This is a genomic window from Salegentibacter lacus, from assembly GCF_020164555.1.
In the GTDB taxonomy this organism is placed as follows: Bacteria; Bacteroidota; Bacteroidia; order Flavobacteriales; family Flavobacteriaceae; genus Salegentibacter; species Salegentibacter lacus.
In genome coordinates this window covers 156,207-180,222 of sequence record NZ_JAIQZB010000002.1, presented here as the reverse complement: position 1 = coordinate 180,222, position 24,016 = coordinate 156,207, and the positions used below count along the sequence as shown (strand labels likewise).

The 24,016-nt window shown below is 38.6% G+C and carries 23 protein-coding genes and 1 pseudogene; 12 read left to right on the top strand and 12 right to left on the bottom strand.

Annotated features, from left to right (window positions below; translation table 11 throughout):
* Positions 1 to 11: 11 nt before the first annotated feature.
* From fabF to pyk, 4 genes are all read left to right on the top strand, one after another.
* Positions 12 to 1,265 carry a beta-ketoacyl-ACP synthase II gene (fabF, locus tag LB465_RS02310; protein WP_224466732.1) on the top strand — a complete coding sequence of 418 codons (1,254 nt, stop codon included), beginning with the start codon at positions 12 to 14 and terminating at the stop codon, positions 1,263 to 1,265.
* A 9-nt stretch (positions 1,266 to 1,274) separates the two neighbouring features.
* The gene (rnc, locus tag LB465_RS02305; RefSeq protein ID WP_224466553.1) at positions 1,275 to 2,006 is read left to right on the top strand and encodes a ribonuclease III; all 732 of its coding nucleotides are present in this window, start codon (positions 1,275 to 1,277) and stop codon (positions 2,004 to 2,006) included.
* Positions 2,007 to 2,119: 113 nt separating this feature from the next.
* The gene (locus LB465_RS02300; protein WP_224466551.1) at positions 2,120 to 2,608 is read left to right on the top strand and encodes an IPExxxVDY family protein; all 489 of its coding nucleotides are present in this window, start codon (positions 2,120 to 2,122) and stop codon (positions 2,606 to 2,608) included.
* Complete coding sequence (gene pyk / locus LB465_RS02295; RefSeq protein ID WP_224466549.1) at positions 2,608 to 4,038, top strand: pyruvate kinase; 1,431 nt, start codon at positions 2,608 to 2,610, stop codon at positions 4,036 to 4,038. Before LB465_RS02300 ends, pyk begins: the two co-directional genes overlap by 1 nt.
* 59 nt (positions 4,039 to 4,097) lie before the next feature.
* On the opposite strand, the gene dinB is transcribed toward pyk, so the two are convergent.
* Positions 4,098 to 5,201: a DNA polymerase IV gene (dinB, locus tag LB465_RS02290; RefSeq protein ID WP_224466546.1), complete on the bottom strand. Its 1,104-nt coding sequence runs from the start codon at positions 5,199 to 5,201 to the stop codon at positions 4,098 to 4,100.
* Positions 5,202 to 5,366: 165 nt separating this feature from the next.
* On the opposite strand from dinB, the gene LB465_RS02285 reads away from it, so the two are divergent.
* From LB465_RS02285 to LB465_RS02270, 4 genes are read left to right on the top strand one after another with little or no spacing between them, the layout of a single operon-like run.
* A complete protein-coding gene (locus tag LB465_RS02285) occupies positions 5,367 to 6,032 on the top strand; it encodes an NAD(P)H-binding protein (protein WP_224466543.1) in 666 nt (221 codons plus the stop codon).
* Complete coding sequence (locus LB465_RS02280; protein ID WP_224466541.1) at positions 6,033 to 6,500, top strand: CYTH domain-containing protein; 468 nt, start codon at positions 6,033 to 6,035, stop codon at positions 6,498 to 6,500.
* A gap of 8 nt (positions 6,501 to 6,508) precedes the next feature.
* Complete coding sequence (locus tag LB465_RS02275) at positions 6,509 to 7,009, top strand: YciI family protein (RefSeq protein WP_224466539.1); 501 nt, start codon at positions 6,509 to 6,511, stop codon at positions 7,007 to 7,009.
* Between the two features lie 33 nt (positions 7,010 to 7,042).
* Positions 7,043 to 7,324: a GNAT family N-acetyltransferase gene (locus LB465_RS02270; RefSeq protein WP_224466537.1), complete on the top strand. Its 282-nt coding sequence runs from the start codon at positions 7,043 to 7,045 to the stop codon at positions 7,322 to 7,324.
* A gap of 132 nt (positions 7,325 to 7,456) precedes the next feature.
* On the opposite strand, the pseudogene trxA reads toward LB465_RS02270, so the two are convergent.
* The 7 genes and pseudogenes from trxA to LB465_RS02235 all read right to left on the bottom strand — a co-directional run.
* Positions 7,457 to 7,771, bottom strand: a pseudogene (trxA, locus tag LB465_RS02265) (thioredoxin); the annotation flags it as partial.
* A gap of 119 nt (positions 7,772 to 7,890) precedes the next feature.
* Positions 7,891 to 9,297: an efflux transporter outer membrane subunit gene (locus tag LB465_RS02260; RefSeq protein ID WP_224466727.1), complete on the bottom strand. Its 1,407-nt coding sequence runs from the start codon at positions 9,295 to 9,297 to the stop codon at positions 7,891 to 7,893.
* Between the two features lie 2 nt (positions 9,298 to 9,299).
* Positions 9,300 to 12,455 (bottom strand): efflux RND transporter permease subunit, encoded by a 3,156-nt coding sequence (locus tag LB465_RS02255; RefSeq protein WP_224466535.1) that lies wholly within the window; start codon positions 12,453 to 12,455, stop codon positions 9,300 to 9,302.
* Between the two features lie 6 nt (positions 12,456 to 12,461).
* Positions 12,462 to 13,586: an efflux RND transporter periplasmic adaptor subunit gene (locus LB465_RS02250; RefSeq protein WP_224466533.1), complete on the bottom strand. Its 1,125-nt coding sequence runs from the start codon at positions 13,584 to 13,586 to the stop codon at positions 12,462 to 12,464.
* A gap of 17 nt (positions 13,587 to 13,603) precedes the next feature.
* On the bottom strand, positions 13,604 to 14,092 hold the full coding sequence (locus tag LB465_RS02245; protein ID WP_224466531.1) for a GbsR/MarR family transcriptional regulator: 489 nt from the start codon (positions 14,090 to 14,092) through the stop codon (positions 13,604 to 13,606).
* Positions 14,093 to 14,229: 137 nt separating this feature from the next.
* Positions 14,230 to 14,937 carry a phospholipase A gene (locus LB465_RS02240; protein WP_224466529.1) on the bottom strand — a complete coding sequence of 236 codons (708 nt, stop codon included), beginning with the start codon at positions 14,935 to 14,937 and terminating at the stop codon, positions 14,230 to 14,232.
* A 131-nt stretch (positions 14,938 to 15,068) separates the two neighbouring features.
* Positions 15,069 to 16,145 carry an isoaspartyl peptidase/L-asparaginase family protein gene (locus LB465_RS02235; protein WP_224466527.1) on the bottom strand — a complete coding sequence of 359 codons (1,077 nt, stop codon included), beginning with the start codon at positions 16,143 to 16,145 and terminating at the stop codon, positions 15,069 to 15,071.
* Positions 16,146 to 16,347: 202 nt separating this feature from the next.
* On the opposite strand from LB465_RS02235, the gene LB465_RS02230 reads away from it, so the two are divergent.
* From LB465_RS02230 to LB465_RS02220, 3 genes are all read left to right on the top strand, one after another.
* The gene (locus LB465_RS02230; protein WP_224466523.1) at positions 16,348 to 16,890 is read left to right on the top strand and encodes a 3-hydroxyanthranilate 3,4-dioxygenase; all 543 of its coding nucleotides are present in this window, start codon (positions 16,348 to 16,350) and stop codon (positions 16,888 to 16,890) included.
* Positions 16,891 to 16,949: 59 nt separating this feature from the next.
* A complete protein-coding gene (amaB, locus tag LB465_RS02225; RefSeq protein WP_224466520.1) occupies positions 16,950 to 18,506 on the top strand; it encodes an L-piperidine-6-carboxylate dehydrogenase in 1,557 nt (518 codons plus the stop codon).
* A 133-nt stretch (positions 18,507 to 18,639) separates the two neighbouring features.
* Complete coding sequence (locus LB465_RS02220) at positions 18,640 to 19,032, top strand: YkvA family protein (protein WP_224466518.1); 393 nt, start codon at positions 18,640 to 18,642, stop codon at positions 19,030 to 19,032.
* A 96-nt stretch (positions 19,033 to 19,128) separates the two neighbouring features.
* Here LB465_RS02220 and LB465_RS02215 read toward each other — a convergent pair whose 3' ends face one another.
* The 4 genes from LB465_RS02215 to LB465_RS02200 form a co-directional block, all read right to left on the bottom strand.
* Positions 19,129 to 20,133: an acyl-ACP desaturase gene (locus tag LB465_RS02215; protein WP_224466515.1), complete on the bottom strand. Its 1,005-nt coding sequence runs from the start codon at positions 20,131 to 20,133 to the stop codon at positions 19,129 to 19,131.
* A gap of 164 nt (positions 20,134 to 20,297) precedes the next feature.
* Positions 20,298 to 21,026, bottom strand: a complete 729-nt coding sequence (locus LB465_RS02210) for a metallophosphoesterase family protein (RefSeq protein WP_224466513.1) — start codon at positions 21,024 to 21,026, stop codon at positions 20,298 to 20,300.
* 1 nt (position 21,027) lies between these two features.
* Positions 21,028 to 22,164, bottom strand: coding sequence for an ATP-binding protein (locus LB465_RS02205; RefSeq protein WP_224466510.1), 1,137 nt, complete (start codon positions 22,162 to 22,164; stop codon positions 21,028 to 21,030).
* Positions 22,165 to 22,223: 59 nt separating this feature from the next.
* Entirely contained in the window at positions 22,224 to 22,979 is a 756-nt protein-coding gene (locus tag LB465_RS02200) for an SDR family NAD(P)-dependent oxidoreductase (protein ID WP_224466508.1), read from the bottom strand.
* A 155-nt stretch (positions 22,980 to 23,134) separates the two neighbouring features.
* Here LB465_RS02200 and LB465_RS02195 point away from each other — a divergent pair, with 155 nt between their 5' ends.
* Positions 23,135 to 23,953 carry a DUF4382 domain-containing protein gene (locus LB465_RS02195; RefSeq protein WP_224466505.1) on the top strand — a complete coding sequence of 273 codons (819 nt, stop codon included), beginning with the start codon at positions 23,135 to 23,137 and terminating at the stop codon, positions 23,951 to 23,953.
* Positions 23,954 to 24,016: the final 63 nt, after the last annotated feature.

Below are 24,016 nucleotides of genomic sequence, written 5' to 3'. Positions count from 1 at the left end.
GTATAGACCATATGGAGTTGAAGCGAGTTGTAGTAACGGGCCTGGGAGCCCTAACCCCCATTGGTAACAATATTGAAGAATATTGGGAGGCTTTGGTAGCCGGAAAAAGTGGTGGTGCACCTATTACCTATTTCGATACTGAAAAATTCAAAACCAAATTCGCTTGTGAACTCAAAAATTTTGACCCGCTCGACTTCTTTGACCGAAAGGAGGTAAGAAGGCTGGACAGGTTTGCCCAATATGCCATTGTTGCTTCAGACGAAGCGATAAAAGATTCCGGCATCAACCTGGATACTGTAGACAAGTACCGAGTTGGTGTGATATGGGGGGCCGGAATAGGCGGATTGGAAACTTTTCAGAACGAAGTGATAAACTTCGCGACGGGAGATGGAACACCAAGGTTCAATCCTTTCTTTATACCTAAGATGATTGCAGATATTGCCCCGGGTAATATCTCTATTCGTCACGGGTTTATGGGAGCAAATTACACTACGGTTTCAGCTTGTGCATCTGCGGCAAACGCTATGATAGATGCTTTGAATAATATAAGACTGGGACATAGTGATATTATTGTTTCCGGAGGTTCTGAAGCTGCGGTAACTATGGCCGGTATGGGTGGCTTTAATGCCATGCACGCTCTTTCTACTCAAAACGATAATCCTGAAACAGCTTCAAGACCTTTTGACGCTACTAGAGACGGATTTGTGTTAGGAGAAGGTGCTGGTACACTCATTCTTGAAGAATATGAGCACGCCAAAGCCAGGGGAGCCAAAATTTATGCTGAAGTTCTTGGAGGAGGTTTGTCTTCTGATGCTTACCATATGACGGCCCCACATCCTGAAGGAAACGGAGTTGTTGCAGTTATGAAAAATTGTCTTCGAAACGCAGAAATGAAACCCGAAGATGTAGATGCTATTAACACGCATGGAACTTCTACTCCGCTAGGAGATGTAGCTGAACTAAAGGCGATAAGTAAGGTTTTTGGTGAACACGCCAAAACGATGAATATCAATTCAACAAAATCAATGACCGGGCATTTGCTTGGTGCTGCAGGAGCTGTAGAAGCAATTTCAGCAATTTTGTCTATGAAACATGGAATAGTACCACCTACTATTAACCATGAGCACAAAGACGAAAACATTGATCCTGAACTCAACCTTACTTTGAATAAGGCCCAAAAACGTGATGTAAAGGTGGTTATGAGCAACACATTTGGATTTGGAGGGCATAACGCTTGTGTATTATTTAAAAGATTTGATGAATAACCTTTTATTATGGGCGTTCTTCGAAATATATTAAATTCCCGTTCTGATAAAGGCGGGAATTTTTTTTCGGTTGTGTACAAAATGCTGGGATTTAAACCCAGAAATATTCTTCACTATCGCAAAGCTTTTACCCACCGTTCCCTAAATATTAAAGATGAAAAGGGAAATGCGGTGAGTTTTGAACGCCTCGAATTTCTGGGAGATGCAATGCTAAGCGCTGTAATTGCTTCTCATCTTTTTAAAGCAGTTCCTGGCGGCAACGAAGGTTATCTTACCAAAATGCGCTCTAAAGTAGTAAGCCGAAAGCATCTAAATGAACTCGGGAAAGACCTTAATCTTATAGACCACGTACAAACTAATATTTCCAAAGATCAATTTGGTGCAAATATTCACGGAAATTTATTCGAAGCTTTGATTGGCGCAATTTATCTTGACAGGGGCTATAAATATTGTAAGCGCTTTATTTACGAAAGGGTTATAGATCCTTATGTAGATATAGAGCAATTAGAAGGTCAGGTAATAAGTTACAAAAGTCTTTTTATAGAATGGTGTCAAAAAGAAAAGCGGGAATTCGACTTTGAGGTTTATGAAGATACCGGTAACGACGAGATAAAACATTTTGCCGTAAAATTGCGCCTGGACGATAAGGTTGTTGCCAAGGCAAGAGCAACTTCTAAAAAGAAAGCCGAAGAGAAAACTGCAAAAAGAGCCTATTATGCACTTCAAAATAAAATCACTTAAAATTGAGGAATTAGCGCAAACTATAACGTTTTCGTAGATAAATATGAAGTTTTGAGCGTATAAAGCTTCATTTTTCTCAATCTTATCTTATCTTTAACCTTAAATTAAAAGCTATGCAATCTCATAAAATGCTGCTTGAGGATGTAGAAGAAGATGATTTTGGCTTAATAGCACTATATGGCGATTTAGAAGAATACAAGATGGCTTATTTATTAAATAAGTATCTTAAACTTCAGTTGAAAAGAGAACGCAGGGATATAGATTTCAACCATAAATCGGTAGAAGCATTCTACGCCCATTACACCTTTAAAGATTTGGCAAATTTCAGGTCGTATCACCTTGTTGCCAATAAATTTAAGGGAGAACCTAAAAAGATATTAAGTTCGGGTTCTTTATTTGAAGAAGAAGAAGTTAGACCCTTGCAGGTAAACCTGGTGCCTGAATATAAAAAGGTAGATTTCTTTCTTAAAATAGACGAGGAACTAAATCACAAAGACCTCAATTTGCTTGTCAATGCCATAAGCCAAATACCACAGGTAATAGCAGTTTATAAAATTGACACAGATTTATTAAAATCTAAACAAAATTTAATTTTTGAATAATGCCAACAAATAAGAAAACTAAAATAGTTGCAACCTTAGGGCCAGCAACGAGTTCCAAAGAAACCTTAGATAAAATGCTCCAGGCCGGAGTAAACGTTTTTAGAGTTAACTTTTCCCACGCTAATTATGACGATGTAAGAGAACGCATTAACATGATTAGAGACCTTAACAAAGAAAAAGGCTACAATGCCGCTATCCTTGGAGATTTACAGGGTCCTAAACTTCGGGTAGGAGTTATGAAAGACGAAGTAGTAGTTTCAGAAGGAGATGAGATTATTTTCGCTACCGGCAAGGAATTTAAAGGAACTGCAGAACGCGTTTATATGAATTACGATACTTTTCCACAGGATGTTTCTGCGGGAGAGCGTATTCTTTTAGACGACGGAAAGCTTATGTTTGAAGTAATAAGTACAAATAAGAAAGATGAAGTTAAAACCCGTGTTATTCAGGGTGGACCTTTAAAATCCAAAAAAGGTGTAAACCTTCCAAACACCAACATTTCGCTTCCCGCTTTAACCGAAAAGGATGTAAAAGATGCGATTTTTGCTTGTGAAATGCAGGTAGATTGGATGGCGCTTTCATTTGTGCGTCATGCTGAAGATTTAAAAGAACTTCAGGATTTAATAAAACAACACAGCGAATATAAAATACCAATAATAGCTAAGATCGAAAAGCCGGAAGGTGTGGCCAATATCGATAAAATCGTAGCTTATTGCGACGGTTTAATGGTTGCCCGTGGAGATTTAGGAGTAGAAATTCCTGCACAGGAAGTACCGCTTATTCAGAAGAAATTGGTGCTTACCGCTAAAAAAGCAAGAATTCCTGTAATTATCGCCACTCAAATGATGGAGACAATGATCACCAGTCTTACGCCTACCAGGGCCGAGGTTAACGATGTGGCCAATTCTGTTATGGATGGTGCCGATGCCGTAATGCTTAGTGGAGAAACCTCAGTAGGGCAGTACCCGGTACAGGTTATTCAAAAAATGGCTCAAATCCTTGAGACTGTGGAGAACTCACCTTTAATTAAAGTTCCACACGATCCACCACACGTGCGTACCAAACGATATATTACTAAATCTGTTTGTTATCACGCAGCTCATATGGCCAACGAAATTAAAGCAAAAGCAATTTGTACACTTACGAATAGTGGGTACACAGCTTTCCAGATTTCTGCCTGGAGACCTGAAGCGCATATTTTGGTATTTACATCTAACAACAGAATACTATCTCAACTTAGTTTATTATGGGGTGTAAAAGCTTTCCATTACGACAAGTTCGTGAGTACAGATGAAACTATTGATGATATTAACCGAATCGCGAAGGAAAAAGCTTTTGTAGAAGTAGGTGACTACACTATTAACCTGGCTGCCATGCCAATTGGTGATAAAGGAATGGTAAATACGTTAAGGGTTTCTGAAATAGAATAGATGAAATTATTTATACAGAAAAAGCCACGAATACAATGTGTTCGTGGCTTTTTTTATTTTTAAAATTCAAACTTTAGCTGCACTTCAATCTTTTTCTCCGGTGAGGTTTTCTTTTCTGTTTTATCAGTATTTAGATTGGAAAGGGAGATACCCAAAAGCCGCACCGAATCTTTCATTTTTTCCTGGTACAATAATTCCCTCGCATTTTCCAGAATCAATTCTTTGCTGGAAATATAGAATGAAATAGTCTTACTACGGGTTTGTTGGGTAAAATCGCTGTATTTTATCTTCAGTGTAATAGTTTTACCGGCAACCTTACTTTTTTTAAGTCGGCGTTCTATTTCTTCGGCGATGTTTTCAAGCCGTTCCAGCATAAAAATTTCCGAAGAGATATTTTCATTAAACGTACGTTCGGCGCCAAGTGATTTTCGTATTCGGTTGGGTTTTACTTCACTTAAATGAATACCACGAACCACATTATAATAATGCCCACCGCTTTTTCCGAATTTTTCTGTTAAATATTCCTGTGATTTCTGTTTCAGGTCTTTACCCGTGAAAATGCCCAGCATATACATTTTCTCGGCAGTCACTTTTCCCACGCCGTGAAATTTCCGGATATCTAAAGCTTCCAAAAACGCTTCTACTTCTTCAGGATTTACTGTTTTTTGCCCGTTTGGCTTATTAAAATCGCTGGCAATTTTGGCGATAAATTTATTGATTGAGATCCCTGCCGATGCATTTAAACCCGTTTTCTCCTTAATTTTTTCTCGAATTTCCCTTGCAATGAGACTTGCGCTGGGATTTCCTTTTTTGTTTTCGGTGACATCAAGGTAGGCTTCATCTAAAGAAAGTGGCTCTACAAGATCGGTATATTCAAAAAAAATTTCTCTAATGCGTTGCGAGAATTCCCGGTAACGTTCAAAACGTGGTTTTACAAAAATTAAGTGCGGACAATTACGCTTTGCAATTACGCTACTCATAGCGCTCTTAACGCCAAATTTACGCGCTTCGTAGCTGGCGGCACTTACTACGCCTCTTTGTGAACTTCCGCCCACAGCAATCGCCTTACCGCGTAAATCGGGATTATCCAGTTGCTCTACTGAAGCGTAGAACGCATCCATATCTATATGGATAATTTTTCGAAGAGGAAGTTTTTCGCTCACTGTGCAAAGTTAAAGAAACAAGTACTGGTTTTGTATTTCTCACAGAAACAAGCTTTCTTAAAATTTCGTTAGTTCGTAGACCGGGACGGTTTATTTTGATTATATTATTTATCGAAACTAAATATTGTTGAGAAGCAATTATTAACATTCAAAAAAAAGTATATAATGCCAAAAACAGCAATAATTTTAGGGGCTACCGGCCTTACCGGAGGAATGTTACTTCAGCAATTACTGGAGGACGATAGGTATGAAAAGGTTAAACTTTTCTCCAGAAATTCAGTAGAAATAGATCATCCTAAAATCGAGGAACATTTAATAGATCTCTTTAAATTGGAGGAGCATAAAGATAAATTTACCGGCGATGAGGTTTTTTGTTGTGTGGGTACCACAAAGAGTAAAACTCCAGACCATGAAACTTACACCAAAATAGATCGCGGAATTCCTATTACCGCCGCCAAACTTTCCAAAGAAAACAATATAGACACTTTTCTGGTGGTTTCTGCGCTGGGTGCTAATCCAAAAAGCCGGGTGTTTTATAACCGTACCAAAGGGAAAATGGAAAAGGACGTTTTGGAACTTGAGATTAAGCACACCTACATTTTGCAGCCGTCGCTTATTACCGGTGAGCGGAAGGAAAGTCGGAGTTTTGAAAAGATTGGAAAAGTAATGCTCAATTTTATCAATCCTTTCTTCCTCGGAACTATGCGAAAATATAAATCTATTTCAGCCGAAAGTATTGCCAGGGCGATGGTAGCTATTGCTAATTCGCCAGAGTTAGACGTGCAAAGAATTCCTTCAGATGAAATTAAAAATATAGCACACAATAACTAAATGCAGGAAATTGAACGTAAATACCTTGTGGTTTCTAACGATTTTAGAAAGGAAGCTTGTAAGAATTCCGGAATAAAACAGGGATTTTTGAATACCGATCCCGAGCGAACGGTGCGATTAAGAATTACAGGCGAAAAAGCATTTTTGACCATTAAAGGAAAATCCTCTAAAAACGGACTTACCCGCTTTGAATGGGAAAAGGAAATTGATAAAAAGGAAGCCGAGGCTTTGTTTGAGCTCTGTGAGCCCGGAATTATAGAGAAAACGCGGTATTTGGTAAAAGCAGGTAATTTTATATTTGAAATTGACGAGTTTCACGGTAAAAATGAAGGTTTGATCGTGGCAGAAATTGAATTGAATAAGGAAACCGATGTTTTTCAGAAACCGAAATGGTTAGGAAAGGAAGTAACCGGAGATGTAAAATATTACAATTCCCAATTAAGTAAAAACCCTTATAAAAACTGGTGAAAATTTAGATGAAAAAATTAATTTATACGCTCGTTTTTCCGTTTTTAATAATTTCCTGCAACGACATTCAGGAGCAGGAACGCGGAATTCCCGGCCCTGAAGAAGTGAAGGTGAAAATACCTGAAATAAATATAGATTCTGTAGCGAATAATTTAAAAGAAAAAGGCTACCAAACCTTTACTTATGAAGAAGGCGATACTACTTATTTGATGCAGCAATATTATATGGTTTTTCTGAAAAGAGGCGAAAACCGAAGTCAGGATTCCACTGAAGCTGCCAGATTACAAAAAGAGCATCTGGCTTATTTAACCAGAATGGCAGAAGAAGGTTACGCTAGTTTAATTGGTCCGTTTGCTAGTGACGGCGATATTCGCGGAATCGCGGTTTATAATACCGCAACGCAAGAAGAAGCAGATAGTTTGGCAAACCAGGACCCAATGGTAAAAGCCGGCCGGTTAAAAGTTGAAGTGCATCCCTGGTGGACCGCCAAAGGAGGGAAGCTCAATTAGAGCAGAAGCGTACGATAATCTAAAAAGTGAATTATGAAGATCGAACAACATGACGAAGGAAAAAAGGGCTTTTTTCAAGTATTGATAAATGAAAAACAAGCCGGAAAAATGACCTATACCTGGGCCGGAAAAAGTAAATTTATTATAGATCACACAGAAGTAGATCCGGATTTTAAAGGTGAAGGTGTTGGTAAAAAAATGGTTAAAGCTGCAGTAGATTTTGCCAAGGAAAATAAATTAAAAGTAATTCCGCTGTGTCCTTTTGCTAAAAAAGTGATTGAAAAAAAACCGGAATTCCAGGAAGTGCTTGCCTGAAAGTATTTAGGTTTAAATAATTTCATATGTCATTAATAACCCTTTTAATGGTGAAGCAATCTTCCGTTTAAAACCAATGCTTTAAATCCGGAGATTGCTTCAGTATTCCCTCCCTCGCAAGGGCGAAAAGAATTATGATTTAGAATTAATCACCTCAATAATTTCTGCTTTCTGTAAAACCCCGGATTGTCTCCAAAGTTGTTCTCCGTTTTTGAAAAGTATCATTGTAGGTACACCGCGCACCTGGTATTTTCCGGCCAGTTCCTGGTTTTTATCTACATCTATCTTTACGATTTTCACGCCGTCCCCCAATTCGGCTTTTACATCTTTTAAAATTGGCGCCAGGGTTTTACATGGGCCACACCAATCGGCATAAAAGTCGACTAAAACTGGTTTTTCGTCCTTTATTATTTCACTGAAATTACTTTTCATAATTTTTATCTTTCTTAAAGTTACAGAATTTACCGGGTTAGTCGAAAATAAATCTAAATTTCAACAAAAAACAGCCCCAAAATTTAATTCTGGAGCTGTTTCTTCAACAATTAACAAAACAAATTCAATACAATTTATTGCCAGCCTCCACCAAGGGCTTTATAAAGATTTACGATGGAATTTAATTTATTATATTCAGCATTAATTAAGTTTAGCTGAGAGTTTAAAGCATTCTCTCTCGCCGTTAAAACTTCAAGGTAATTTACCATACCATTATTAAGCAATTCTTCTGAATAACCTGAAGCTTTGTTATATGCTTCATATTCCTTTTCAAGAATTTCTATACGTTCGGTACTTGCCTGGTAGTTGGAAAGTGCATCAGAAACTTCCCTGCCTGCCACCAAGATTGCTTGTTTAAAGTTTAGCAAGGCTTGTTGCTGTTGGGCTTGTGAAACTTCATACTGCGTTCTTATTTGCCGTTTGTTGATAATTGGCTGTAATAGTGAAGCACCCAAATTGGCAAAAAGGGAATTAGCATTTAATAATTTATCCAGCTCCAAACTCTGGAAACCACCTGCCGCAGTTAAAGTTAGCGACGGATAGAAATTAGCGCGAGCCGCATTGGTAAGTTCAAAAGCATTAATTAGTCCGTACTCGGCGGCAATCACATCTGGCCTGTTTCTTAGCAGTTGAGATGCTACTCCTGTATTTAAAGGAGTTACAATTTTTTGTTTAGATAATTCAGTTCGTTCTATTTGCTGGGGACCTTCACCTAATAAGATAGAGAAAGAATTTTCCAGTAAGCGTATTTGATTTTTAAGCTGAACCACCAAAGCTTCTGCTGTATGCAATTGGGCTTTGGTTTGTTGTACGCCAACTTCAGTAACATTTCCCGCTTGCTTTAAAGCTTCGGTCGTTTCCAGACTGCTTTTCCTGGTTTCCACAGTTTGTTCAGCAATTCTAAGTTGTTCATCTAGGCTTAGTAACTGGTAATAATTATTGGCGATATTAGCGATAAGTTGCGATTTTACCGCTTTATGTGCGGCTTCACTTTGCAGGTAGGATGCGGTGAACGCACGGTCGTTACTTCTTATTTTCCCCCAGATATCGGCTTCCCAGGAGAGATTTCCTGTAATATCGTATTGGGTAATACTCCCGTCAAAGAAAGAACCGAACTGGCTATTTGGAGACAGGATTTGGTGGCTCACAGATGGTCCCGCACTCAGAGTGGGAAAATAGCTGGCTTTTCCTTGTTTTGCATAAGCTTCTGCCGCTAACATTTGCTGAATAGCAATACGAATATCTATATTGTTCTCGAGACCTTCATTAATGTGGCTTCTCAAAATAGGATCGGTAAAAATTTCTGTCCAGGAAATCACGGCCATACTTAGTGAATCCTGCGGAAGCTTATCTGTTCGATAGAGTTCTTCAGAAATTTCTTCCAGTTCAGGACGTTCGTATTCTTTAGCGGCAAAGCAAGAAACCAGTAAAAATGGTACGGCTCCTGCCAGTAAAAATTTATATATACTGTTTCTTCTCATCATTATGCTTTTTCAGAAATTGATTTTTTTTCTGTTTGAGCTGCTTCAGGAGCGCCCGAAATTTTTTCTTGTAACCATTGGAATATGATATAAAGAATAGGAATTACAAAAACACCTACAACCGTTCCAATTAGCAATCCGCCGGCAGCTCCTGTACCAATAGACCTGTTTCCTTCGGCTCCTACACCTGTAGCAAGTACCAAAGGAGTTAGTCCTAAAATAAATGCGAAGGAAGTCATTAAAATAGGTCTCAATCTCACACGGGCACCATCTATTGCAGCTTCGGTTAAAGGCATACCCTCTCTACGCCTTTGTATGGCAAATTCTACGATTAGAATTGCATTTTTCGCCAGTAACCCAATTAACATGATCAAGGCTATCTGGAAGTATATGTTATTCTGTAAGCCTGCTATCCAGGTTGTGAAATATGCTCCTGCAACCCCAATGGGTAGCGAAAGGATTACTGAAAATGGTAAAAGGTAACTTTCGTATTGTGCTGCCAGTAAAAAGTAAACAAATACAATACTTAAGAGGAATATTATTCCTGCCTGCCCTGACGAAGCTATTTCTTCCCTGGTAAGACCGGAGAAAGCAATGTCATATTCGTTAGGCAAACTTTGTGCTGCAGTTTCCTCTATTGCGGTAATTGCATCTCCAGAACTATAACCTGGGGCAGAAGACCCCGTAAGGGTTACCGCGTTAAATAGATTAAAACGCGTTACGGTTTGAGGACCGTAAATTCGATCTAAAGTAACAAATTGAGAAACCGGAGCCATTTCACCTCCCGGAGTCTTTACAAACATACTGTTTAAACTTTCCTCGTCTACCCGATCTTCGGGCAACGCCTGAACAAACACCCTGTATTGTTTCCCAAATCGGCTAAAGTTCGCAGTATAAACACCTCCAATGTATCCTTGTAAAGTGCTTAAAATATCACTAATACTTACGCCGGCTTCTTTTGCTTTTGGCACATCAATATCCATTTGTAATTGTGGATAGTTTGTGCTGAAAGGATTTGAAGCAAAAGCGATTTCGGATCTTTGCATAAGATTTCCTACAAAGTTTGTCGCTGTTTGGTCTAGCTCCTTTAATTGACCGGAAGACCTATCAACCAACTGCATTTCAAAACCATCTGCACTACCAAATCCAGGAACACTGGGTGGAGTAAAGTAGATGATTTCAGCATCACTAATTGCGGCTGCTTTTTTGTTTAATTGAGCTATGATTCCTTCTACCGAAGTTTCATCTGTTTCCCGGTCTTCCCAGTTTTCAAGAATAATGAAACCCATGGCATTAGAACTACCTGCACCGGAGAAAAAGTTTCGTCCGGCAATAACAGTTGCTGTTCTAACTCCTTCTATACTTTCCATTTGATCATAAAGGGTTTGCGAAACCTGATAAGATCTATCCAGGGATGAGCCAGGAGGAAGTTCGGCATTTACGAAAATCACCCCGCGATCTTCAGTAGGCACAAAACCTTTAGGTATAGAACTATCTGCCCAGAAAATCCCTGCTGCAGCTATGGCAAGGATTAAAAAAGTTATCCATTTGTGTTTTACTAAAAAGCCAAGCGAGTTCGTATATTTTCTGGTTGTAGTTTTAAATGCAGTATTAAATGCGGTATAAAATCTTTGTAAGAGGTTTTGCTTTTTCTGTTTTTCTGAATGTGGTTTTAAGAAAACCGCACATAATGCCGGACTTAGCGTTAAGGCGTTTACTGCTGAAATTAAGATTGCTATAATTAGGGTCACACCAAATTGTTCATAAAACACCCCAGATGGTCCCTTGATAAATGTAATAGGAATAAAAACCGCTGCCATTACCAAAGTAATGGAAACAATAGCTCCCGCTATTTCACTCATAGCTGAAACTGAAGCTTTTTTCGCACTTTCTGCACCATCCTCCAGTTTGGCGTGGACGGCTTCTACCACCACAATGGCATCATCTACTACAATACCAATGGCCAGTACCAGGGCGAATAATGTAAGCAAGTTAACTGAATACCCTAAAACTCCCAGGAAGAAAAATGTTCCAATAATCGAAACAGGAACGGCAATCGCAGGAATTAAAGTAGATTTTAAATCCTGAAGAAATACAAATACCACTAAGAATACCAGTAAGAAAGCTTCAATTAAAGTGGTTCTTACTTTTCCTATAGATGCGGTTAAAAATTTGTTGGTATCATAGTTAATAATGTAATCTACACCTTCAGGAAAATCTTCTTTTAAGTCATCTAATTTTACATAGATTTCTTCGATAACTTCCTGTGCATTAGAGCCTGGAGTTTGGAAAACACCAAAACTAATTGCGGGATGCCCTTTAGATCTGGAGAGAGAGGAATAAGAGAAAGCATCCAACTCTACAGTTCCCACATCTTTTACTCTAAGAAACTGGCCGTTATCCTGGGCGGAAATAATGATATTTTCGTACTCTTCGGCAGTTTTATAGCGCCCTTTGTACTTTAAAACATATTCAAAAGACTCTCCGGCATTTTGGCCCAAAGCTCCGGCAGCTGCCTCTAAACTTTGCTCTCCTATAGCGGCTGTTACATCGCTGGGAACCAAACCATAATTAGCCATTTTAGCCGGATCTAACCAAACACGCATCGCGTAATCTTTTCCACCAAACACGTTAACCTCCCCAACACCGTTAATACGTTGCAATTCGGGTTTCACGTTAATATTCAAATAATTCTGAATAAAAGTATCGTCATAGTCTGGGTTGGTAGAATATAAACCGGCATATAATAAAGCAGAATTTTGTCTTTTGGTAGTGATGACACCCGCACGAATAACTTCATCTGGTAATACCGCGTTTGCTCTGGAAACCCGGTTTTGAACGTTTACCGCTGCGATATCTGGATCGTAGCCCTGTTCAAAAAACACTGTGATACTGGCACTACCATTGTTACTGGCACTGGAGGTAAGGTATGTCATTCCTTCCACACCATTAATTTGCTCTTCAATAGGAACAACTACACTTTCAAGTATTGTTTCGGCATTGGCACCGGGATAAGTCGCATTTACCTGTACTGTAGGCGGTGCAATATCTGGGTATTGAGTAACCGGTAGTTCTGATAGTCCCAATATACCCAACATCACGATGATGATAGATATAACTGTAGATAATACGGGACGTTCTATAAAGGTTTTTAGCATAGCTATTTATTTAAAAACGGTATTGAAGGAATTCACAATGCTATCTAATGCGATAGGTTGCGGCTGAATCTTGGTGCCGGGTTGCACCTTATTCGCTCCTTTGGCTAATATTTTTGCTCCTTCTTCTACATCTCCATCTACTACATAAACATTATTTATTTCTGCTATAATATTTAAAGAGGAAGCTACCAGGCTGGAATCTGGTTGCATTTTATATACAAAAGTTTTACCCTGTTGTTCAAATGTGGAAAGGGTAGGGACTATCACTGCGTTTTCATAAACATTAGGTATTTTAACCGTTCCGCTACTTCCATTTCTAAGTAAACCGTTGGTATTATCAAATTTTGCCCGAAAAGTTACTGTTCCGGTCTGCTGGTTTATTTCCCCTGAAATTGTTTCTATAGTTCCTTTTTTTTCGTATTCATTCCCGTTGGCCAGTATCAAATTAATTTGGGGCAGATTCTTAATTTTTTCTTCCATAGAATTGGCCTCGGTAGTATTCATAAAACTTAAAAAGTCTTTCTCGTTCATAGAAAAGAAAGCATAAACTTCGTCAGTTTGAGAAATCGTGGTAAGAGGAGTGGGGTCGCCGGGTGAAACTAATGCCCCATTTCTAAAATTGATATTACCCACGTAGCCGTCTACCGGACTTTTAATATTGGCATAATCTATATTAGCGGCAATACTGTTATAATTCGCTTCAGCTTGAGCGAGTTGTGCTTTAGCAGTTTCGAGTTGTACAGAGCTAATAATTTCTTTTTCCACCAAAGGTTTTAGCTTTTCTACTTCTACCTTTGCAGCGTTAACATTGGCTTTAGCCGCTGCAGCATCGCCAGATAAAGATTGGGTTTCAAGCTTAAAGAGCAATTGTCCTTTCCTCACTTTTGAACCAGCATCTACCAGAACATCAGTTATATAACCGGAAACTTTTGCCCTAACTTCACTATTTACCACACCTTCAATACTGGTTGGGTAAGAGGTATATCCGGTAACCGTTTTTGTTGGGACTTCCAATACAGGATAAGGTTGAGGTCCCTGTGCTTGTGCTGCTTGCTGCCCTCCATTGCTATCTGCGCAGGAAGTGAAAATTGCAGCACTTATAAATAGGCTAAAATATATTATCTTTTTCATTGCTATTTAGTGTGTAATTAATGGTTGTTGATGTTCTTCTTTAATTTATTAAGTGCCGCGGTCGCTTCAGCTAAAAAGTCCAGCAGGCTTTCCTGAAACTCCACATCAAAAGGTGGGTCTTCTTTATTTAATTCGTTGCTTTTCAACTTATATTCCAGTACTTCTTTATGAATGCATTTTTGAGCCTCCCACTTCGCTGTCAACTCATCAATATGATTTTCCATCAGATCTGGTTTTACCTTGAAATACCGCTTTCGATCTCCAGATTTGGTATAATACTCAATGCGATTGGTTGCCTGTAGATGTTCTAAATGGGTTGAAACCGTACTTTTTCCTGCATTTAAATCTTTGACCAATTGGTCAAAAGTGATCCCTTTTCTTCCGGTAACAATAAGTGTGGCAAAAATTCTGGCCGCCACTGGAGCTAACTGGTGCTCTTTTTCAAACTGTACCCCCAATTTTTCTATAAGACGTACTTTTTGTGTTTCTAAGTCAGTTTTATTCATTTTCCTAAATTGAAGCTGCGAAATTAGTATTTAGTTCCGAAAAAACCGAACCAAAAAACAAAAGGTTTGTTAAAAAGCATCCGGCAAAGATTTCAGAAAGTTTAGTTCGTCTGATTTCAACACAAATCCTGCGCGTATCATACTTCGGTTTTCTTCAAAGTTGATAAGGCTTTCGGCATTTCCTTTAAACCATTCCAGTCCTTAATACCTTTTCTTAACATGAGATCTATAAGTAATTTATTCGGAATTAGATTATAGGTAAGGCTTAGTTTACCATAGCCAACATAATCTATCAATTCCGGATTATCTTTCTTGTATCGAAAGGGTAGCCAGCCCTTCACGCTAAGCAAAAGGTTTTTATTTATAGCGGTATGGTAACTTAATGAAAGAGAATTCCAGCTTCGGGAATAAATGCTATCCCGCCCGTTAGATTCGTGTTCCAGCTGTAAGTATGCCATTCCTGCTAAACGATCTTTTTTATTATAAACGGGTTTTCCTAATCCGATACCAGGGTTGAAGTTAAGCTCGCGGAAGGGACTTGAAAATTCATAAACATTCCAAAAAGCCTTTTGGGTATAGGTAAGGAACATATGCGTTTCAAAGGGTAAGGTATTCCGCGTCACTAATGCTTTAAAGCTAATTTGATATTTTGCATCGGCAGTTTTTGAAGAAATATCGGTATTTGTAGAAATTCCGGTGATGAAATAATTATCCTTATGTATAGAAAAAGTGGGCATTTTCTCTATAGTGTCCTTTATTTTCTCACGCGATAATCGCTGAGAAAAAACCTGTCCAAAACATAAAATAAATACCAGGGTTAAAATTAAACTGTACTGTTTCTTCATTTTATTTTTTTTAAAAGATTTGCAAAATTATAATTAGTTCGGGATTTTCCGAACTAATTATTTTTAAAATTGAGTTAAAAGAAAAAGCCCAACTTTTTAGGTTGGGCTTTAAAAAATGATGAACAAAGAATTTATTCGCTGTAGATTCCTATTTCCAGTTCCCCGTCTTTATTCATTTTTGCACGGTACATTCCGGCAGTATTGAATTCCATTGAAACATTTCCACTGTGGTCTATGGCAATGATGCCGCCACTTCCTCCAAGTTCGGGGTTCTTTCTCTGAATTACTTCTTTTGCAGCCTCGGAAAGACTCATTTCTTTATATTCCATGAGCGCAGAAATATCGTAAGCCACCACGCCACGAATAAAAAATTCGCCCCAACCTGTTGCCGAGATTGCCGCAGTTTTATTGTTTGCGTAAGTGCCGGCTCCAATTATTGGTGCATCGCCAATACGCCCCCATTTTTTGTTGGTCATTCCGCCGGTTGAAGTTCCTGCGGCCAGGTTTCCATTTTTATCTAAAGCCGCGCAGCCTACCGTGCCAAATTTAGAATCTTTGATAAACGGATCTACAAAAGCGGTCTTACCATCGTGATCCAGCTCGGTTTTTTCTGAATCTCTTGCTTTTAAACGTTCTAAACTTTTAAATCGGTTTTCGGTATAGAAATATTCTGGGTCTACAATTTCCAAATTGCGTTCTTCAGCAAACTGCTCAGCGCCTTTTCCTGAAAGCATCACGTGCTCTGAATTTTCCATCACTTCCCAGGCTAAATTTATTGGATTTTTAACCGTGGTTACTCCAGATACCGCACCAGCATTTAGAGTTTCACCGTCCATAATTGAGGCATCAAGTTCATTTTTCCCTTCATTGGTAAAAACAGCACCTTTGCCCGAGTTAAACAGCGGTGAATTCTCCATTATATTTATAGTGCGTTGCACTGCTTCTATTGCAGTTCCACCATTTGCTAAGATTTCGTGTCCGGTTCGTATGGCTTCCTCAAGTTTGGCTTTGTAGGCTTGTTCAAGGGAATCGCTCATATTTTCTTTCAGAATTGTTCCCGCTCCACCGTGAATTACAATCCCAAAATTCTCTACGGAATCCTGGGCTTTTTCGGTTTCGGGAGTTTGATTTTCATTGGTTTCGTTTTCAATTGAAGTATTGCAGGCTAAAAAGAGGGACAAACTGAATAACAGGAATGTTTTTTTCATAAAAGGATAGATTTTACGCCGAAGATAAGCATTTTGTAAAATTTCTCGCATTTGCTTTAGGGATAACATCGTAAAGCCCAAAGGAGCCGATAGGCTACGAGGACTTGTAGCGAATAGCCCGCTAAGGCGCCCAAAAAGATAAGAAAATCGGGCTTTTTTCTAAGCTTTAAGTTGTAATTTTAAGCAATATAATAAAGAAGTTATGGCAGTAAATAAACCTTTTAACCTCAATAAATGGATTGAGCAAAACCGGGAATCACTTAAACCGCCGGTAGGAAACCGAAACCTCTACAAAGAATCTGAAGACTACATTGTAATGGTAGTTGCCGGCCCAAATGCGCGCAAAGATTATCATTACAACGAGACGGAAGAGCTTTTCTATCAGCTGGAGGGGGAAATTGAAGTGCATATACAGGAAGATGGTAAGAAAAAAACAATGCAGTTAGGGCCCGGAGATATGTATTTGCATCCCGGTAAAGTTCCACATTCGCCGGTTAGAAAAGAAGGTTCTATTGGCCTGGTGGTGGAGCGAAAACGCACGCAACTAGAAGCAAAAGACGGACTTTTATGGTTTTGCGATAATTGCAACCATAAATTGTATGAGGTTTATTTTCCGCTTGAAGATATCGAAAAGGATTTTCTAAGGTATTTTAAACATTTCTACGGAAGCAAGGATTTGCGAACTTGTGATAATTGTGGAGAGGTAATGCCGGTAGATGAACGTTTTGTAGCCGAAACGGAATAGCATTTTTTTTATTATTTTAGCAAGAAACACACAAAAGAACAGATAAAATTTACAAATTAATGAGTGAAATAGCAGAAAAATTCGGAATTAAACAGGCTTTAAAGGATCTCGGTTTAGAGGAAACTAATAATGGAACCTCAACGGGAAAAGATTTTTTTAGTAGTGGAGAAGTAATCGAGTCTTATTCGCCAGTAGATGGCGCTTTGATTGGAAAAGTTAAAGCTACCACAAAAGAAGATTATGAAAGAGTAATCAAAACTGCTGAAGCAGGATTTAAAGAATGGCGCACCTGGCCGGCACCGCTTCGTGGAGAAGTGGTTCGCCAATTCAATGACGAATTAAGAAGATTAAAAGAACCTCTGGGCAAATTGGTTTCCTACGAAATGGGGAAATCTTACCAGGAAGGTTTGGGTGAAGTTCAGGAAATGATAGATATCTGCGATTTTGCAGTTGGACTTTCACGTCAGTTACACGGATTAACTATGCATTCTGAACGACCCGGACATAGAATGTATGAGCAGTACCATCCGCTAGGCGTGGTTGGGATAATTTCAGCGTTTAACTTTCCTGTGGCGGTTTGGTCGTGGAATACGGCTTTGGCCTGGGTTTGCGGTGATGCTTGTGTTTGGAAAGGTTCAGAGAAAACTCCGTTAACTTCCGTTGCTTGTCAAAATATCGCTGCCCGTGTTTTTGCCGAAAATGATGTGCCGGCAGGAATTTCTTCATTAATCACCGGCAATTATAAAGTGGGTGAAATGATGACCAACGATAAACGTGTTCCCTTGATTTCGGCTACCGGTTCTATTAAAATGGGAAAAATTGTAGCCCAGGCCGTAGCCGCAAGATTAGGAAAATCGCTTCTTGAATTAGGGGGAAATAATGCAATTATCGTAACCCCGGATGCCGATATTAAAAATACGGTAATCGGAGCTGTCTTTGGAGCAGTAGGAACTTGTGGACAGCGTTGTACGTCAACCCGAAGATTGATTATTCACGAATCTATTTACGATAAAGTAAGAGACGCGATCGTAAAAGCGTATAAGCAGTTGCGAATCGGGAATCCTTTAGATGAAAATAATCACGTGGGGCCGCTTATCGATAAAGATGCGGTGAAAAATTACCAGAGCGCTTTAGATAAGGTTTTGGAAGAAGGCGGAAAGATCTTAGTTGAAGGCGGAGTGCTTGAAGGTGAGGGTTACGAAAGCGGTTGCTATGTAAAACCAGCCATTGCTGAAGCTAAAAATGAATTTAAGATTGTACAACACGAAACTTTTGCACCGGTGCTTTATATCATGAAATATTCAGGAGATGTTTCTAACGCTCTTGAGTTACAAAACGGGGTGGTGCAGGGACTTTCTTCAGCAATAATGACCAATAATTTAAGGGAAGCCGAGCGTTTTCTTTCTGTAGAAGGTTCAGATTGTGGGATAGCGAATGTGAATATAGGAACTTCAGGTGCTGAAATTGGCGGTGCTTTTGGAGGTGAAAAGGAAACAGGCGGTGGAAGAGAATCCGGCTCTGATGCCTGGAAAATCTATATGAGACGTCAAACCAATACGATCAATTATACTACTGAACTGCCACTGGCACAAGGAATTAAGTTTGATTTGGAGTAAAGCTTAATTCTTGTAATATTTAAACCTCACAGCTTTCAAAATCTGTGAGGTTTATTTTTTCTAATATTTTAGCATTTCCATAATTCAGCCTTCAGTAATAATTTTATACTTTGTAGGCATTAAAAAATGAACAATGAGCAAAATAGATAACGAAACGATTAAAAAGGAACATAAAAAACGTCAGGATGATTTTGAAGAAGAGGATGTACACAATGTTTTGGAAGATGAGGAAGCGATAAAATCTAAATTTGAGAATAAAGGAAAACTGCAACGTTATATAGATGACGCGCAATTGCTTTTTAATTTGCTTCGAGATTATGCAAACGGAAATTATCGTGAAGTTCCTTTTAATGTTGTTGCCGCTATTGGTGGCGCTTTACTTTACGTACTTTCTCCAATAGATCTAATCCCCGATTTTATTCCAATTATCGGTTACCTGGATGATGCAGCAGTAATTGCTTTTTGCTTAAATCTAATTGAAAAAGACCTTATCACTTATAAGATCTGGAAAAAACAAACGTCCTGATTTTTAAGATTTCAGAAGAATGATATTCAATAAAAAACCTCACAGTTTCGATTCGAATCGAATACTGTGAGGTTTAATTTTTTATATAGAGAATTTCTATATCCTTCCGTTAGCTTCCACCCACTTAAAAGTATGTTGATCTTGCGGAATCGCCATACGATCTGCAATTCTTCGCATTCTATCTGGCAATCTCATAAGATAATCCCTGGCTTTTTCAGCTTCATCGGTTAGGGAGCGCATTTTATCTATTTCCCAGTAAGTATTTAGTTTTTCAAGAATTTCTATATAATCGTAAGTCGTATATACGCCAAGCCTTTGTGCTGCATTTGAGAAGTTTTCAAAAGCTTCTGCTATTCCCTGTCCGCTCTCGCGAAGAAATTGTGCAGGCATAACAATCTTTCTTTTCATCATATCGTGAAAAGCCAGCATCATTTGGCTGGGATCGTGTTCAAAAATAGTCTTTACAAATTCCCGATAAGCCATATAATGTCTCATCTCGTCTCCGGCAATGATATTACACATTTTCCCAAGCATTTTATTGCCTTTCTTTTTGGCTAGTTGGCCAACACGCTTATGTGAAATATTTGTAGCCAATTCCTGGAAACTGGTATATACAAAGTTTTTATATGGATCACGACCGGTACCGATATCAAAACCATCGCTAATTAAATATTGAGTCGTTTTTTCTATCTCGCGCATATTTACCCTGCCCGAGAGATAGAGATATTTGTTAAGTGTATCTCCGTGGCGGTTTTCTTCTCCCGTCCAGTGGCGAACCCACTTAGACCAGGCATTTTCCTCACCGCGACTTTTACCGTGTTGCTTTACACCTTCCATATCCATAAGCCAGGATTCGTAGGTTGGTAAGGCTTCTTCGGTAACCATATCGGCAACTAGAACTACCCAAAAATCGTATTCGAGTTCTTTAGCTTCTTCCCTAATTTGGGTAAGCTCATCCATATAATTTTCTCCCTGTAAATTGGGAAGAAGATCTGTGGGTTGCCAAATTTCTTCTACCGGAATAAGGAATTTCTCGATGAAACCATCTACCTCTTTTTCAACGGTATTCATTACTTCTAATCTAATATTGTCGAGGGCCATTCTATGTTAATTGGAGCAGGCGTTGCGCAATCCTGCTGGATTTATAATTATTGCTTCAAGAATTATGTTTAAAATTTTCACTAATATAATTTAGCTTAAATAAAAGTCAAAATCCTTAAAGTACAAAGATATAAAGAGTATAAGCGTTTTCTGGTAAAATCGTCTTAATTTCTGCCTTCCTCATCGGGGTATAGCTTAAAAACCGGTTCACTTTGCCAAATTTCTTTTGAATTTACATCTATAGCCGATAATTTTCCCATAAATGCGGCGCCGGTATCTACGTTCCAGATGTTTGCACGTTTTACCGGGGCGTTTTCATTAATTCGAGTTACCGGGGTGTGACCAATAAAGATTTCATCAAAAATTTGAAGACGTTTCGGGTAAATTATATCATCCGGCTTTATATTTTTATCTAAGGAGAGTGCCATTTCCCATAAAGTGCGGTCCCAGTAGAATCCCGTGTCATGGTATTCCTGTTCTGGGCCGTGCTGGTTTGTGAACCCGGCGTGTACAAAAAGCCTGTTTTTCTTATCGACGTAATAATTAACCATCTGATTAAAAAACTCGATATGTTTTTCTATTTTTTCCGCAGAGAAATTTCGATAAGCATCAATGCTCGATTGGCCGCCATGTTCCAGCCATTTTTCGTTGAGTTCTCCTGATTCGAGCCAGCGATGCGTAAGATCGTCGTGATTTCCGCGAATAAAAATACAAGTGTTTTGTTTGGCAAATTCTATGAGATATGAAACCACATTGGCCGAATCGCTCCAGCCATCTACATAATCGCCCAGGAAAATTAGTTCATCATCAGGGGTGACTTCTATTTTTTCAAGGAGTTGTATTAAAGCTTTTAATCCGCCGTGAATGTCCCCAATAGCAATGCTTCGGCCCATATTAATTGTATTTTACTTTTCTTAAAATTCGCATACTTTCTTTATAATAATTATAAACTTCCTGGCTGTATTCTTTCAAATAAGGTTTTGCTTCCTCCAGTTTGTCTATTGCCTGCTCAAAGTTATTTAAATAACAAAGTAAATAAGTTGAGGGCAAATTTTTTAAGTCTTTTGTTTGTTGTTTGTCTAAAGGAAGTTTCTTTTTAAGTCTTTCTAAAAGCTTACTGTTAATGTTGTAAATATGATAAAGCGTTTTTTTGTCGAATTCCGGTGGCTCAAATAACAGTTTGCTCTCAATATCATAACTTACACTGTCTTTAAAACTAATGGTTACTTCTTCCAGCGGATAAAATTGATATTTATCGTGCAATCCCAACTGCACATATTCCAGGATCTTAAATTCTTGTTCGGTAAGACTGATGCTCACCTGGTCCAGGTCTGAATAAAATAATTTCACCTGTTCATTAATTAATTCTATATCTACACGAGAATAAAACGTTTCGTTTTTTGCCTGGATCTTTTTTCCCGCCCAGCAAACCACAAAATATTCCTTAAAAACCTTGTAAGTAGCGTTGTAATCTTTTCTTTTCTGAAGAAAATCGAACACGCCATCCAGGGTTAATTCAATATTATTATGGGAATGTTTTTCTATAGAGTCTACTATTTCTGAATTCACATCAGTAATTTGAATATCAAAAACTTTGGGCATACTGATGCTCCCATCCCTTAGGAAAACCGAGCCTCCATAATACTTCCAGATATTCTTTCTAAGCGAACAAATTTTTCCGTGATTGGGCCTTATGCTTACCAAACCTACCACGAGATTCCCCGGCAAATGCGGAAAAGGGATATTTTCATAAGAAATTAAAGGAGGATTGCTTAAATAAGCATTTATGAGATTTTGAATTTTACTGTCATCAAAGAAATCGGTGCCAACAATACTGTTATCTTCATCCTGAACCCCAATTACGATATAAGAATTATTCTCGGGATTAGAATTGGAAAGCGCGCAAACGTGCTTCAAAAACTTGGCTTTCCCTTCCCGTTCACCAATGTTGAGCTTCAGCTTTTTGTCGTAAAAGCTGTTCTCGTCGTTGTGAGCGAGCAGGTTCTTTATTAAAAGCCGTTTATTAATCATGTTGCTTTGTCATTTACGCACTTCGACTATGCTCAGCATAAACTCTGGCGGAAAACTTTTTATTCATTATTTTTATTTACTGTGGTACTATTCGCTTGAGCGGTTGGCATCACTACTAAATCTGCAATATTCACGTGATAAGGTCTTGTTACCACAAACCGAATAATATCTGCAATATCTTCCGGACGTAGCGGAGTGAAACCTTCATATACATTTTTTGCCTTTTCAGAATCTCCTTTAAATCTCACTTCACTGAATTCGGTTTGTGTGAGACCTGGATTTACAGCTCCAACTCGAATTCCGTGTTTGTTGAGGTCTATGCGCATTGCCTGGTTTAGTGCATCTACCGCATATTTGCTGGCACAATAAACATTCCCATTTGGATAAACTTCTTTTCCAGCTGTAGATCCAATATTGAGTATATGCCCTGCACCCTGACTTATCATTTTCGGAAAAATCGCTTTGCTTACATACAACAATCCTTTTACGTTAATATCCAACATCGCATCCCAATCGTCTATATTTCCATCCTGAATTGGGTCTAAACCGTGTGCATTTCCGGCATTATTTATCAAAATATCTATTGTCCTAAATTTTTCGGGGAGGCTGTTAATCTTTTCAAAAACCTTTTCTCTATCTCGAACGTCAAAACAAAGCGTGTAAACCGCCACTCTTTTAGATAATTCTTGTTTTAATTCGGCTAGTCTCTTTTCCCTTCTTCCGCAAAGAATAAGGTTTATGCCTTCTCTGGCGAGTGCGCTGGCGGTAGCTTTCCCGATTCCGCTGGTCGCTCCGGTAATTAATGCAGTTTTCATAAGCTTTTTTTCTATTTCTTAAATGTATACAAGTAACTGGCTTGGCTTTATATATCCAATTTAAAATCCTGTTAAATTTAGTTAATCTATTCTCCTGCGTAAAATTTAATCGACTATGCTGCGTTTTCATCTCTAAACAATTAATAAACCTATTTATGAAAAGAACGATGAAGAGCCTAAAGTTAAAAAGCTTACTGCTTGCAGCGGTGATCGCTTTTGGATTTACCAGTTGTAGTGATGATGATACTGATAATATCGATGAAGGCAATGCCCAATTAACGGTTAGAATGACAGATGCTCCCGGAGACTATGAGAAAGTTTGGGTAGATGTACAGGATGTGATGATTAAAACTGAAGCCGCAGTTGGCGAGGAAGAAGCTGAATGGGAAAGCCTTTCTAATGTAGAAGCCGACCGTTACGATTTATTGCTATTAACCGGAGGAGTATCACAATTATTGGCCGATGTTGAAATTCCTGCAGGTTATCTTGATCAAATAAGGTTGGTTTTAGGACCTGACAACGCTGTAGTAATAGATGGAGAGGAAATCCCTATGGCTACCCCAAGTGCACAACAATCTGGATTGAAATTAAATGTTCAGCAGGAGTTAGAAGCTGGAGAAAGTTATGAATACCTTCTGGATTTTAATGTAGATGAATCTGTTGTAGAAAACGGCAATGCGGGATATATTTTAAAGCCTGTAATTAGAATGTCAGCTATGGCTAATACCGGTTCAATAGTGGGAGAAGTGCATCCTAACGAGACAAGATCTTTGGTGAAGGCTCAAAATGCCAGTCATATTATCTCAGCTTATACCGATGAAAATGGAAATTTTGCGCTACACGGTGTTCCAGAAGGAACTTACCAGGTAACCATTACTCCAGATGCTGAAACCGGACTGGAAATGGTAACTGAAGACAATGTAGAAGTAGAAGCAGGTGAGGCAAACGATCTTGAAACTATTTATTTGGAATAATTAAAAAAGATTTCCCTCATAAAAAAAGAGCGGCTATTTTTAGCCGCTCTTTTGTTTTTTAAC